This is a genomic window from Lysobacter antibioticus (genome assembly GCF_001442535.1).
GTDB lineage: Bacteria > Pseudomonadota > Gammaproteobacteria > Xanthomonadales > Xanthomonadaceae > Lysobacter > Lysobacter antibioticus.
This window is the reverse complement of record NZ_CP013141.1, coordinates 4,169,923-4,182,516: the sequence shown is the minus strand read 5'-3', so window position 1 is coordinate 4,182,516 and position 12,594 is coordinate 4,169,923. Positions and strand designations below refer to the sequence as shown.

The 12,594-nt window shown below is 68.1% G+C and carries 10 protein-coding genes (1 of these 10 only partly in view); 3 read left to right on the top strand and 7 right to left on the bottom strand.

Translation table 11 applies throughout. The annotated features are described in order from the left end of the window. A protein-coding gene (locus GLA29479_RS25805; protein WP_057972302.1) for a heme biosynthesis protein HemY crosses the window boundary here: on the top strand, nucleotides 1–742 show its 3' portion. Its footprint begins 8 nt before the window's first position; only the last 742 of its 750 coding nucleotides appear in the window; its start codon lies beyond the left edge, outside the window; it ends in the stop codon at nucleotides 740–742. An 84-nt stretch (nucleotides 743–826) separates the two neighbouring features. On the opposite strand, the gene GLA29479_RS16985 is transcribed toward GLA29479_RS25805, so the two are convergent. Continuing rightward, nucleotides 827–1,393, bottom strand: coding sequence for a hypothetical protein (locus GLA29479_RS16985; RefSeq protein WP_144436584.1), 567 nt, complete (start codon nucleotides 1,391–1,393; stop codon nucleotides 827–829). Between the two features lie 121 nt (nucleotides 1,394–1,514). Further along, nucleotides 1,515–3,095: a CocE/NonD family hydrolase gene (locus GLA29479_RS16980; RefSeq protein WP_057972300.1), complete on the bottom strand. Its 1,581-nt coding sequence runs from the start codon at nucleotides 3,093–3,095 to the stop codon at nucleotides 1,515–1,517. A 308-nt stretch (nucleotides 3,096–3,403) separates the two neighbouring features. Here GLA29479_RS16980 and GLA29479_RS16975 point away from each other — a divergent pair, with 308 nt between their 5' ends. Next, nucleotides 3,404–4,906 carry a sulfatase family protein gene (locus tag GLA29479_RS16975; RefSeq protein ID WP_057972299.1) on the top strand — a complete coding sequence of 501 codons (1,503 nt, stop codon included), beginning with the start codon at nucleotides 3,404–3,406 and terminating at the stop codon, nucleotides 4,904–4,906. A gap of 1,178 nt (nucleotides 4,907–6,084) precedes the next feature. Here GLA29479_RS16975 and GLA29479_RS16970 read toward each other — a convergent pair. Continuing rightward, complete coding sequence (locus GLA29479_RS16970) at nucleotides 6,085–7,362, bottom strand: acetyl-CoA C-acetyltransferase (protein ID WP_057972298.1); 1,278 nt, start codon at nucleotides 7,360–7,362, stop codon at nucleotides 6,085–6,087. Between the two features lie 114 nt (nucleotides 7,363–7,476). On the opposite strand from GLA29479_RS16970, the gene GLA29479_RS16965 reads away from it, so the two are divergent. After that, entirely contained in the window at nucleotides 7,477–8,394 is a 918-nt protein-coding gene (locus GLA29479_RS16965) for a hypothetical protein (protein WP_057919446.1), read from the top strand. 229 nt (nucleotides 8,395–8,623) lie between these two features. Here GLA29479_RS16965 and GLA29479_RS16960 read toward each other — a convergent pair whose 3' ends face one another. The 4 genes from GLA29479_RS16960 to GLA29479_RS16945 all read right to left on the bottom strand — a co-directional run bounded on the left by GLA29479_RS16960 (nucleotide 8,624) and on the right by GLA29479_RS16945 (nucleotide 12,546). Continuing rightward, nucleotides 8,624–9,106 carry a GNAT family N-acetyltransferase gene (locus GLA29479_RS16960; protein WP_057919447.1) on the bottom strand — a complete coding sequence of 161 codons (483 nt, stop codon included), beginning with the start codon at nucleotides 9,104–9,106 and terminating at the stop codon, nucleotides 8,624–8,626. A 102-nt stretch (nucleotides 9,107–9,208) separates the two neighbouring features. Then, nucleotides 9,209–9,784, bottom strand: a complete 576-nt coding sequence (locus GLA29479_RS16955; RefSeq protein ID WP_057972297.1) for a superoxide dismutase family protein — start codon at nucleotides 9,782–9,784, stop codon at nucleotides 9,209–9,211. 306 nt (nucleotides 9,785–10,090) lie between these two features. Next, nucleotides 10,091–11,494: a nitrogen regulation protein NR(I) gene (ntrC, locus tag GLA29479_RS16950; RefSeq protein ID WP_057972296.1), complete on the bottom strand. Its 1,404-nt coding sequence runs from the start codon at nucleotides 11,492–11,494 to the stop codon at nucleotides 10,091–10,093. Continuing rightward, entirely contained in the window at nucleotides 11,491–12,546 is a 1,056-nt protein-coding gene (locus GLA29479_RS16945; protein ID WP_057919450.1) for a two-component system sensor histidine kinase NtrB, read from the bottom strand. The genes ntrC and GLA29479_RS16945 overlap by 4 nt, the downstream gene beginning before the upstream one ends. Nucleotides 12,547–12,594: the final 48 nt, after the last annotated feature.

The window sequence follows — 12,594 nt, the reverse complement described above, 5'->3', positions numbered from 1 at the left end:
TGCCGCCAACGTGCAACCGCTGCCGCCGCGCGGCCTGGCTTTGCGCGCGCAGGCCCTGGCCGCACTCGGCCGCGCCGGCGAAGCCTATGGCCTGCTCGGCGCCCTGCGCCAGCACAGCGTGTGGCCGGCCGAACGCCTCGCCCAGCTCGAAGCCGCCTGGGCCGAAGCGGCGCTGCGCGAAGCCGCCGATGCCAACGTCCTCGCCGACCATTGGGAAACCCTGCCGAAGCCGCTGAAGAGCGAGCCGGCCACGGTCGCCGCCTATGCCGAACGCGCCGCCGCGCTGCGGTGGGAAGAAGCCGCCGCCAAGAGCCTGGAGCAGGCGCTCGACACGCGTTGGGACGAATCGCTGGCGGCCTTGTACGGCCGCCTGCCGATCGGCCGCCTCGATGCGCGCCGCGGCAATGCCGAGCGTTGGCTGCAGGCGCATTCGGGCAGCCCGGGCCTGCTGGTCAGCCTGGCCCGCCTGTGCCGCGCCCAGGGCCAGTGGCCGCAGGCCGAGGCCTATCTGCACCGTGCGCTCGCCCAGGGCGCCAACAGCGAAGCCTGGGAAGAGCTCGGCCACGGCTACGCCCAGGCCGGCGACGAAAACCGCGCCCGCCTGAGTTACGTCAACGCTCTGCGCGCGGCGCGCGGCGAAGCCGCCACCGAGCTGCCGGGCCGCGACCTGCGCCAGAAGATCTTCGACGAGGCGGTGATCGAAGAACGCGACGAACACGGCATGCCGCGTTTACGCGGTTGAGCCGCGACCCCGACGAAAACGGCCGCCTTCGAAGCGGCCGTTTTTTTGTGCCATGTTCGAATGCGCCCGGATCGGCGCCGACGCTCAACGATCGCTGTCGCCGAAGTTCGGCAAGGTGGCGAGGAACTCGTCGCCGCATCCGGCGTAGCGCGCATAACGCTCGCTGATCCGCTTGGGATACAGCAACCTCGCCTTGACCAGGCCGACCGCGATCGCGGCGATCAACAGGGCCAGACTCAACAGATACATCTCGCCGCCGAGTTGTCGGTTCATCGCAACCAGCAAGGTCGCGACGCTGGCCGACAGCAACATCGCCGCCAGCCACATCGCGACCAAGCGTTGGCGCGCATGCACCGCGCAGACCCCGACGTTCAGACGCGCGCTCTTCCGGATCGCGACCCTCACGATCACGTAGATCACCAGGTTGAACAGGATCAGCAGGTGCCAGCCGCGGTGATGCCAGTAATAGCGCTGCAGCAGTTTGGGCGCCGTCGCTTCGGCATTGCATTTGACGCAACGCGCCGGCAACTCGCTGCTGCGCTGGGCCACCAGGTCCTTGCCGTCGCGCCAGGGCCCGGCCTGCTCGCCGGTGTCTCGAGGCGAGTGGACCAGCGCGCTCTTCGGCGCCTCGTACGGATTGAAGCTCGACATCGCGTCCTCTGCGTCCCCTTCGCAGCTCATCCTAGCCGGGCACGCGCGCAACGCAAGCGCAGCGCCGATACGACAACGGCGCCCTGGGGCGCCGTTGTCGCGAGTTGCTTTGCGCCGAGACTCAGCGCAACGGTACGGTCAGGGTCGAGGGATTCGACGCCGGCGAGCTGAAACTCACCGAGCCGCCGATGCGCGTGGCCGCGGTGTAGCGCGGGTCCACGGTGTCGACCACCAGCACCAGTTTGCGACCGGCGGGAATATCCCAGCTGGTCGCTTCCATGCGCAGGTCGATCGTCTTCGCCACGCCCGGCGTCGCCCCGCGCAGCGAATACGGTTTGTGGCTCAGCAGCGTGCCGTTGCCGAGCAGGTCGACGCTGTACAAATACGCGAACAAACTGACCTCGGCCTGGGTCGGCGTGACCGTGACGTGCAACTGCGGCATGCCGCTGAGCTGCTTGCCGGTCCAATAGGTCGGCGACGACCACACCCCGGCGCCGGCACGCGCCACCAGCGGGATCGAGGCCTGCGGAGCGATCTGCAGCGACTGCAGGAAACCGCTGATCATCGCCACGCCGGAATCGGCGACGGTCGGCAGGCCGGTCAGGATCGAATGGTTCCAGCCGGTGCTCGGCGAACTCGACAACTCGCCGGTCGGCGCCAACAGGCCGGTCGGCCGGCTCAGCGCGTACACGGTCGCGCCGCGTTGCACCGCATTCCAGTCGGCGTAACCGCGCCAGTCGCCGTCCTGCGATTTCAGGCGCACCGGCAACTCGCTGTCGACGCCGTTGGCCCGGCCTTTGAGGTGACGATCGAACCAACGGCCGACCGCATCGTAGATCTCGTTCGGCAGGCCGAGCGCGCCGGGCGCTTCGACCGTGGCGTGGTCGCCGTGACTGAACAGCAATTGCTTCGGCCCGTTCAGGCCGTTGTAAAAATCGATGTACTGGCCCGGGGTGAACAGGCTGTCGTTGAAGGCGTTGGCGAGCAGCACCGCGGTGCCGTTGCGGTTCAAGGCCGCCGCCTCGGTGGCCGGGCTGCGCTGCGGAATCACCGGCAGCAGGCCGTTGACGGCGCCGTCGAAATCGCCGAACGCCATGCGCGCGGTGGCCTGGGCCAGTTCCGGACCGGGCCGGCCGGTCAGGCTGCCGGCCACCACCAACAAGGCCGCGCCCTGCTGGCTGACGGTGCGGTTGGCGTACAGCGAGGCTTCCAGGTCGGCCCAGCCGCTCAACGCCGCGACCGCCTTGATGCGCGGGTCGCGCTCGGCCGCGAGCAGGCTGATGCCGGCGCCGTAGGAAATGCCGCTGGCACCGATCCGCGCCGGATTCGACGGCGTGTGCGCGAGCGCCCAGTCGATCACCGCGCTGACGTCTTCGACCGTGCCGGGCCCGGCGATGTCGATCTGCCCGGCCGAATCCCAGAACCCGCGCGAGGTGTAGCTGACCACCACATAGCCCTGGCTGGCGAGAATGCCGCCGCGGCCGACGTACTCGAGGTTCGGCACCGCCCAGCTGGCCGGCATCACCACGAGCGGAAACGGACCCGGCCCCTGGTCCTTGGGCAGCATGACGAAAGCGCCCATTTCGGCCCCGTCCCAGCCCGGAATGCGCTGGTAGCTGCCCGTGAATCCGCCCGCCGCGACCGGCAGGGCGACGACGAACAGGGCCAAACACGACACGAACCACGACCAGATTCTGCGCATGAGTTCATCCCCTCCCAAGGATTGACCAGCACGATTAGATACGTTTGCGTATGGTTTGTTGCGCAACGACCGTACCATCGCGCATGGAAGCTGGGCCAGCGCCCGCAAACCGACTTTCGTGAACCCGGGCGACGCCGGTCACGGAACCGCCCGATCCATGCGGTTCCGGGCCGCCCATCGAGCCGCAACCCGGCGCCGAGCGCCGTCATGGCGTGACCGCGATCACAGCCTGGCATCGCGCCACGGTGGGTGCCGGCCTGAGGGCGATGCATCGCGCGTTTGAGCTTGCACTTCACGGAGCGACCGTCATGGCCTTGAGCGATCTGTTCTCGAACGGCAACAAACCGAATCTGATCTTGATCGTCACCGACCAGGAACGCAGCCTGCTGCAATGGCCGGCGGCCTATCAGCCCACGCTCGCGGCGAAGATGCCGGCGATGCGCCAACTCGCCGCCAACGGCATCGAGTTCGCCAACGCCTTCACCGGCGCCTGCATGTGCTCGCCGAGCCGCGCGACTTTTTTAACCAGCCAGTACCCGGCGCGCACCGGTTGCACCACCACCGGCCAGCAAGCCCTGCCGCAACCGGACGTGCCGCTGCCGCCGTACTTCCCCAACGGCGTACCCAACCTCGCCACCGTGCTGAAGGCCGCCGGCTACGACTGCTACTGGATCGGCAAGTGGCATCTGCTCGGCGGCGAAGAGCCCGGCTCACTGAGCACCGACCTGCAGCCCTGGGGCTTCCAGAGCTGGGACCCGAACGACGCCGGACTCAACCTCGGCACCACCTTCCTCGGCGGCGGCACCCTGATCCCTTTGCAGCCGCTGCTGCCGCCGGGCCAACCGGCGCAGCCGAACCAGAACGATCAACGCTACGTCGCCGACGCCTGCGCCTTCCTGCAAGCGCCGCCGGCGAGTCCGTTCTGCCTGGTGGTGTCGCTGGTCAATCCGCACGACGCCCACCTGGGCTATTTGAACGAGGCCTCGACCTTCTACGACCAAGCGACCTACAGCCTCACCGATGCGCCGATCCCCGCCAATGCCGACGAAGACCTGTCGACCAAGCCGCGCGCGCAGTCGAGCTTCACCTGGGGCCAAATGAGCGAAGGTCAGGCCAGCCAGCAGGATTTCGTCGACTTCTATGCCTACCTCGTCGAATACGTCGACTCGCAGATCCAACAGGTGCTCGACGCGATGGGCAGCGAGTTGATCCAGCAGAGCCTGATCGTGCGCTTCGCCGACCATGGCGAACTCGGCCTCTCGCACGGCATGGTCGAGAAATTCGTCAACGCCTACGACGAAGCGATCCACGTGCCGCTGCTGTTCTCCAACCCGGTGGCCTGGCCGCAGGCGCAGACCACCCAGGCCCTGGCGAGCTCGGTCGATCTGCTGCCGACTCTGGCCAGCCTGCTCGGCGTGAGCGGGCAGTTCCCCGACCTGGTCGGCACCGACCTCAGCCAGGTGCTCGAAGGCAGCAGCAGTTCGGTGCAGGACTACGTGCACTACACCTACGACGACATCGCCGGCGACGGCCCCAGCCTGATCCGCGCGATCCGCTCGACGCAGTGGACCTATGCGGTGTATGGGTCGGCGTCGGACCCGGGTCAGGGCGGCGATTGGGAGATGTACAACCTGCTCGCCGACCCCCAGCAGAACGACAATCTCGCCGGCAACCCGGCCTTCGCGATGCAACAGCTCGTGCTGGAGGCCGAACTGCAGGCGCAGATGCGGGCCAAGGGCACTACCCCGCCGAGCGCGGTGTGGCCGCCGCAGTACATCGCCGGCACCAGCCGCGGCGCGCCGGCGACGTGATGGTCGTAGGCGCTTACCGTTGCCGTTGACGTTGACGTTGCCGTTGACGTTGACGTTGACGTTGACGTTGACGTTGACGTGATGAGCTTGGCGCAGTTCCGAACTCGCGATGCAACCGTAGACCCGTAGGGCGGCGCACAGGACGTGCGCCGTTTTTCGATAAGACAGGGACGTCTTATCGAAAAATCCCGGCGCGAGCTGCGTACTCGCAGGGGAGCTTCGTCAAGGAAAAGCACTTTTCTTTGGTGACTTTTGACCGAAGGGAATCCAGACGGACTTTTGGGGCTTTGGCCAAAAGAAAGTTACCCGCACCCTTTAGGGGGCGGAAGCTTTGCACTTGCTTGTGGCTTGTAGCTTCTTGCGTAGCAAGATCAAACGCCAAAAGCTTCCGCCACTAAAGCGGCGGGTTACTTTCTTTTGTCATAAGCAACAAAAGAAAGGTAACCAAAGAAAAATGCTTTTCTTTGAATCAAGGGCCCGCGCGCTCGATGCCGACGCAGGGCTTTTTCATACGGGACATCCCTGTCCCGATGAAAAACGGCCCGCATCCATGCGGGCCGCCCTCCGGGTCTTCGATTGCCTTCGCAAGTGCGGGACGGCGCACAGCAACAGCAACGCTGCTTCGGGGTAGGAGCGGCGCGAGCCGCGACCGCGATCGTTCAGCGGCCGTCGTCGACCCGGGGGGCCGCCTATGTCTCAACAGCGTTGACGTTGACGTGATGAGCTTGGCGCAGTTCCGAACTCGCGATGCAACCGTAGACCCGTAGGGCGGCGCACAGGACGTGCGCCGTTTTTCGATAAGACAGGGACGTCTTATCGAAAAATCCCGGCGCGAGCTGCGTACTCGCAGGGGAGCTTCGTCAAGGAAGGCCTTTTCTTTGGTTAGCTTTGACCGAAGGGAATCCAGACGGACTTTTGGGCCAGCAAAAGAAAGTAACCCGGCCGCGTCAGCGGACGGAAGCTTTGCACTTGATTGCCGAAACACCGGGATCGGTCGCGACTTGCGTCGCTCCTACCCTGCGGCTCAAGCCGCAAGCGACGCGAGATTGAAACGTCGTGGCCGTGGCTTCAAAGAGTAGGAGCGGCGCTCTACTGGATTACGACCACAAGCCGCGACCACGTCGCGACCACGTCGCGACAATCTTGCCGCGCATCGCTCCGGCAAGATCAAGCGCCCATCAACGCTCCAGAATCGCCACCACGCCCATGCCGCCGGCGGTGCAGATCGAGATCAGGCAGCGGCCGCCGCCGCGCTGTTTGAGTTCCTTCGCGGCAGTGGCCACCACGCGCGCGCCGGTCGCGGCAAACGGATGACCCGCCGCCAGCGAGGAACCGTTGGGGTTGATCTTGGCCGGGTCGATGCGGCCCAGCGGCGCGTCCAGGCCGAGACGGGTCTTGCAGTAGTCCTCGCTCTCCCAGGCGCGCAGGGTGCACAACACCTGGGCGGCGAAGGCCTCGTGGATTTCGTACAGGTCGAAGTCCTGCAAGGTCAGGCCGTTACGCTTGAGCATCTCCGGCACGGCCACGGTCGGCGCCATCAGCAGGCCCTCGCCATGGACGAAATCGACCGCCGCTACCTGCGCATCGCGCAGGTAGCACAGCACTTCGTGGTTATGCGCCTGCGCCCATTCTTCCGACGCCAGCAGACAGGCCGCCGCGCCGTCGGTCAGCGGGGTGGAATTCGCTGCGGTCAGAGTGCCGCGGCCGGAGGTCTTGTCGAACGCCGGCTTCAGGGTCGCGAGCTTTTCCAGGCTGCTGTCGGCGCGCAGGTTGTTGTCGCGCGACACCCCGCGGAAGCTGACCACCAGGTCTTCGAAGAAGCCGCGCTCGTAAGCGGCGGCGAGCTTCTGGTGCGAGGACAGCGCCCATTCGTCCTGCGAATCGCGCGAGATGTTCCACTGCTTGGCCATGTCCTCGCAGTGCTCGCCCATGCTCTTGCCGGTGCGCGGCTCGGCCACGCCGGGGAACTCGGGCTTGAGTTCGCGCAGGCTGAAGCCCTTGAACGCGGCCAGCTTGCCCTTGGTGCTGCGTCCGCGCGCGGCTTCCAGCAGGCGCCGGCGCAGGCTCTTGCCATAGACGATCGGCACGTCCGAGGTGGTGTCCGAACCGCCGCCGATGCCGACGTCGATCTGCCCCAGGGCGATCTTGTTGGCGACGGTGATGATCGAGTCCAGCGAGGTGCCGCAGGCGCGCTGCAGGGTGATGCCGGGGGTCAGCGGCGACAGCCCCGACGACAGCGCCGCCTCGCGACCGAGGTTCCAGTCGCTGCTGTGCTTGATGACCGCGCCCATCGCCACTTCGCCGAGCTGTTGCCCGTGCAAGCCGAACTTTTCGACCAACGCGCCGAGGGTGCGCACCGACATGCCGAGGTTGCCGACATCCGCATAGGCGGTGTTCTGGCGGCAGAACGGAATACGCACGCCACCGAGCACGGCGACGGGACGGTTTTGACGCATCGGTACACCTCACAGGGAGTTTCGAACCGACCCGCCGCAGCGGAGCGGGCATAATGGCGCCCAGTGTAGCGCTGCACACGCGCTCTACCAAACGCCAGCGTATCCTCGGTGATCATGACCTCAGCCAGCTCTCCCGCCAGCGCTCCGTCCGCGCCCCTGCACGTCCTCGGCGCGCTCGCGCTGGAACTCAAGGGCGACGCCGCGGTCGACCGCAATGCCCTGCCGCTCCAGGATGCGGGGGCGCTGTCGGAGAAGATCGCGCGCGACCTGGCCACGTTCGCCGCCGAAGCCGGCGGCCTGGACCTGATCACCGTCGGCGCGCACTACGACCCGGTCGAGCTGCTGCGCCCGGGCTGGCCCTTGCACCGCGAACTCGACCAGCTGGCCGCCAATGCGCCGCGCGACCGCGCCGCCGCCTCGGCCGCGCGGGTGATCGCCTTCGGCGCCCACGACGAACGCCTGCCCGGCGCCCTGGCGCCCTCGCCCGACTTCGCCGGCGGTCCCCTGCGGCTGGTGCCGTTCGTGCTCAGCGGCGAGGCCGAGGTCGTCGCCCGCGTCGGCGAGATCCTCGAATCCAGCCTGCTCGAGCGCGGCATGGCCGGCGCCGGCACCGCGTTGGCCGCGCAGGCCGCGTTCGGCCTGCAGGTCGAACACGCCCGCTACCTGACCGTGCACGACCTCGCCGCGATGATGGCGATGCAGTACGAGCACGCCGGGCTCGGCCCGCTGTGGCCCTTGCTCGAAACCGCCCTGCTGCAGCCCGACGGCGAGGAATGGCTGGACGCCCGTCCCGAGCCGCTGATCCACTACAGCGAAGGCGAGGCCCGCATCGCCCTGTTCTCGCCGGCCGCCTGGCATGCGCGCTACGCGCCCGAAGCGCCATGCAATACCGACGAATGCCGCGACAAGCTCAACCGCCGCTACCAGCATTTCGAAGCGCGGCTGCGACAGATCTCGGCCGTGCTCGGCGCCCATGCCGTGCCGGTGACGTTCGTGCATTGCGACGGCGAGAGCGAAGCCAACCAGCTTTGATTCGTCTGTCGGCGTCGCCGACGACGATGCCAAGAACCACGCATCCGCTGTTGCCCCCTTTGCAAAGGGGGCGAACGGCCGCGTAGCGGACGTGGGGGATTTGCTCTGCTGCAGCGCCGCCGGCGAACGCTGACGGGCTCCGGCCACAGCAAACCAGGCACATGAAATCGGTGATTCGACTCGGCCGACGCTCGATCAGCGGCCCAAACTCCCCACGCTCATCGTCGCATCAGGTGTGCTGCTCGTAGATGTCGTAGCCGGCATCGACCATGCCCATCGCCGCATAGGTCTGCTGCGCATTGGCATTGGCGCGTTCGACATACAGCCGCAAGCCGACCACGCCCGGGGTGGCCTGGGCGAGCGCGGCGACGTGGCTGTGCAAAGCGTTGTAGACGCCCTGGCGACGATGCGCCTGGGCCACGTAGACGCTCTGGATCCACCACCAGTCGCCGTTGCGCCAGTCGCTCCACTCGTGGGTCAGCATCAAGGTGCCGGCCGGCACCGCGATGGTTTCGTGGCCGCCGACATCGGCTTCGCGCATGGCGATGAAGTAACGCGCCTTGGCCGCGTCGGCCAGGCCGTTGGCGACCCCGGCGTGCACGGTATCCGGATCGAGACGCTTGTGCTCGGTCTCCCAAGCCATCGCGATCATCCACTCGGCGATCAGGTCGCGGTCGGTCGGAACGGCATCGCGGATACGCAGGCGGGTCATGACGGAGCTTCGCAGGGGCGGAACGGACAGGATAAAACGACGGCGCCGACCTGGGGGCGCCATGCTTCGCCTTCGCGTGCGCGGCGCCCGCCGCGCCGGGGATCAGCGCAGGACCTTGATCACGCCGCAGGCCAGGCGCGCACCGGCATTGCCGGCCGGCTGGCTGCGGTAATCGTCGGCCGAGGCATGCACGATCACCGCGCGGCCGCTGACATCGTTCATGGCACCGCCGCCGAGGGTCACGCCGCTGGCATGCACGTCGACCTTGGCCACGCCTTCGGCGTCGGCGACGATGTTGTTCATGTCGCCGGCATGGTGGGGACCGTGATCGACCTGCCCGTGCGGTTGGCCGACCGAATTGAAGTGGCCGCCGGCGCTGCTGGCATCGGCCGCACTGCAATCGCCTTTCTCGTGGACGTGGATCGCGTGCGAGCTGTTCGGCGCGAGGCCGCCGATCTCGCCGGTGAAATGCACGCCGTCGCCCATCGGTCGCAACGCCAGCTTGCCGCTGACCAGGCTGCCCGATGCCGAAGCGAGGATGACCTGCCCCGCCTGGGCGGTGGACACCGGCTTGGGCCCCACGGGCTTGGGCGGCGGCGTCGGCCGCGTCGTCTGGCCGCCGCAGGCGGCGAGCGCGAGCACGGCGGTGGCGATGGAGATGCGAAGGATCGGGTTCATGCGGGACTCCTGTCGTCGGCGCCGGCGACGGCGCACGGTAGAAGGTGATTCGACGCTAGCCCGGCGCGGGTTCAGCGCAGGTGAAACGCGCGACCGCGCCCTCGGCATCGCAACGGGCATCACCGATTATGGGCACGAATACCGAGCGGGCGCGGCCCACGATCGCATTCCGCCAACCACGGCATGTTCGTGCGAACGAAACCGCGACGCATCGCATGCGTTCATGCCTGCGACGCCTCGACCTGAAGCCGGATGCGCACGGCCGGAACACCGTCGACCGATGCGAGACCGCGGCGCTTCGGCGCACTAACCGCCGCGACGCCCTGGCCCCAGTTTTCGGGTCAAGGTGTTGCGCCCCAGGCCGAGCCGGGTCGCCGCTTCGGTGCGTCGCCCGCCGGTGTGTTCGAGGGCGGCCTCCAGCAAGGCGCGATCGAAGCGCTCGCGCGCATCGGCGTGCAGGTTCGCGCGGCCTTCGGCGAGCTGCGCGCGCGCCCAACTCGACAACTGCGCCTCCCATTCGGTGGCGCTGGCGGCCGTCTGCACCGACACACCGAGCACGTCGTCCATGTCCTGCCGGGTGATGGTCTCGCCGGGCGCCAAGGCCGCCAAGCGCCAGCACACGTTTTCGAGCTCGCGCACGTTGCCGGGCCAGTCGTGCGCCATCAAGCGCTCCAGCGCCGGCTTGGACAGCCGCTTGGCCGGCGCGGCAAAACGCACTGCCGCCGACGCCAGGAAACGTTCGGCCAGTTGCGGCACGTCGGCGCGACGCTCGCGCAACGGCGGCAGCCGCAGCCGCACCACGTCGAGGCGGTGCAACAGATCGGCGCGGAACCGGCCCTGCGCGACCAGGGTTTCCAGGTCTTGATGGGTCGCCGCGATCACCCGCACGTCGACCCGGATCAGTTCGCGCCCGCCGACCCGGAAGAATTCGCCCTCGGCCAACACCCGCAGCAAGCGCGTCTGCAAGGGCAAGGGCATGTCGCCGATTTCATCGAGAAACAGGCTGCCGCCATGGGCCTGTTCGAAACGCCCGACATGGCGCCGCTGCGCGCCGGTGAAAGCGCCGGCCTCGTGGCCGAACAACTCGCTTTCGAGCAACTCGGCCGGGATCGCCGCGGTATTGAGCGCGACGAACGGCCGCGTCGCACGCGGCGACTCGCGATGCAGCGCACGCGCGACCAGTTCCTTGCCGGTGCCGGTCTCGCCGGTGATCAGCACCGACAGCGGCGCCTGGGCCAGACGGCCGATCGCGCGGAACAAGGTCAGCATCGCCGGCGTGTCGCCGATCAGGCTGTCGGCGGCGGCGCCGTCGCTGACGACGCTCGCTTCGTCCTGCGGTTCGCTCGCCGCCAGGGTGCGCGCGGCCAGGGCCACCGCGTCGTCGAGGTCGAAGGGCTTGGACAGGAATTCCTGGGCGCCGCCGCGAAACGCACCCGCGGTGCTGGCGACATCGGTGTAGGCGCTCATCACCACCACCGGCAGCGACGGCGCGCGCGCCTTGAGCTTCTCCAGCAGGACCAGGCCGCCGTCGCCGGGCATGCGCACATCGGTGAACAGCAGATCGGGCACGCCGCGCTGCTCCAATGCATCGAGCGCATCGCCGGCATTCTCGAACCCGTCGACGTCGTAGCCGGCCTGGCGCAAGGCCGTCGACAGGACGAAGCGGACCGAACGATCGTCGTCGACGACCCAGATGCGTGCAGCGCTCATGTCGCCTCCTCTTCCTGTTCGATCTGCATCGGCAACAACAGCGTGAATACGGTGTGCCCCGGGCGCGAACGGTAGGCCAGCGAACCGCGGTGCTCGCGCGAGACTTGCTGGGCCAAGGCCAGGCCCAGGCCGCTGCCTTCGGCGCGGCCCGACACCAGCGGCAGGAACAACTGCTCGGCCAATTCGTCGGGCACGCCGTGGCCGTCGTCGATGATCTCCAGGCGCAGCGCGATCGGATGCACGGTGTCGGCGATGCGCACCCCGCGCTCGATGCGCGTGCGCAGATTGACGTGGGTCGCCTTGGCCTCGATCGCGTTGCGCACCAGGTTCCACACCGCCTGCATCAGGCGGTCGGCGTCGCCGGCGAACTCCGGCAGGCTGGGGTCGTAGTCGCGCACCAGCCGCACCGCCCAGCCGGCATCGGCTTCGGCCAGGCGCAGCACGCGTTCGAGCACGGCATGGATGTTGAGCAAGGCATGCGGTCGCGGCGGCGACGGCGTCAGCAGGCGGTCGACCAGTTCGGTCAGGCGCTCGACCTCGCTGTCGATCAGCTCGATCAGTTCGCGCGACTCGCTGTCCTCGGCCCGGCGCGCCAGCAACTGCGAAGCGCCCTTGAGCCCGGCCAAGGGATTGCGCAGCTCGTGGGCCAGGCCCTTCAGCGACGCCGACAGCGCCGACGGCAGCAGCAGCGCCGGGTCGTCGCCGGGAAACTCGTCGACCGGGTGCGCCTCCAGCAGCCAGCCGCCGTCGTCGCGGCGACTCAGCCACAGGTCGGCGAAGCGGTCCTCGCCGTCGGCATAACGCAGACGCATGCGGCGCATCCGCAGTGGCGCCTCGTCGCCGCCCTGGCGGGTCAGAGCCAAGGCCAGGCGGCCGTCGCCGGCATCCAGCCCGGCCAGGGTCCAGCCCAGCAGGCGCCGCGCCCCGATCCCGAACCAGCGCGAGAACGCCGTATTGCAGCCGACGATCGCCCCGGCCGGGTCGCTCCAGGCCATCGGCGTGGTCAGGCTGTCTAGGCTGAGGTCCGGCGTGGGCAGGGGATCGGAGGGCATTGCACCATACTAGTGCAAAGCGCCGGCGTCGTTGGCGAGAGCCGCGAC

Excerpts from the sequence above, each read along its gene's own strand:
- GLA29479_RS16985 (WP_144436584.1), bottom strand. The coding sequence starts at position 1,393 with ATGTCGAGCTTCAATCCGTACGAGGCGCCGAAGAGCGCGCTGGTCCAC.
- ntrC (WP_057972296.1), bottom strand. The coding sequence starts at position 11,494 with ATGAGCGCTGCACGCATCTGGGTCGTCGACGACGATCGTTCGGTCCGC.
- GLA29479_RS16970 (WP_057972298.1), bottom strand. The coding sequence starts at position 7,362 with ATGCGTCAAAACCGTCCCGTCGCCGTGCTCGGTGGCGTGCGTATTCCG.
- GLA29479_RS16955 (WP_057972297.1), bottom strand. The coding sequence starts at position 9,784 with ATGAACCCGATCCTTCGCATCTCCATCGCCACCGCCGTGCTCGCGCTC.
- GLA29479_RS16965 (WP_057919446.1), top strand. The coding sequence starts at position 7,477 with ATGACCTCAGCCAGCTCTCCCGCCAGCGCTCCGTCCGCGCCCCTGCAC.
- GLA29479_RS16980 (WP_057972300.1), bottom strand. The coding sequence starts at position 3,095 with ATGCGCAGAATCTGGTCGTGGTTCGTGTCGTGTTTGGCCCTGTTCGTC.
- GLA29479_RS16960 (WP_057919447.1), bottom strand. The coding sequence starts at position 9,106 with ATGACCCGCCTGCGTATCCGCGATGCCGTTCCGACCGACCGCGACCTG.
- GLA29479_RS16945 (WP_057919450.1), bottom strand. The coding sequence starts at position 12,546 with ATGCCCTCCGATCCCCTGCCCACGCCGGACCTCAGCCTAGACAGCCTG.
- GLA29479_RS16975 (WP_057972299.1), top strand. The coding sequence starts at position 3,404 with ATGGCCTTGAGCGATCTGTTCTCGAACGGCAACAAACCGAATCTGATC.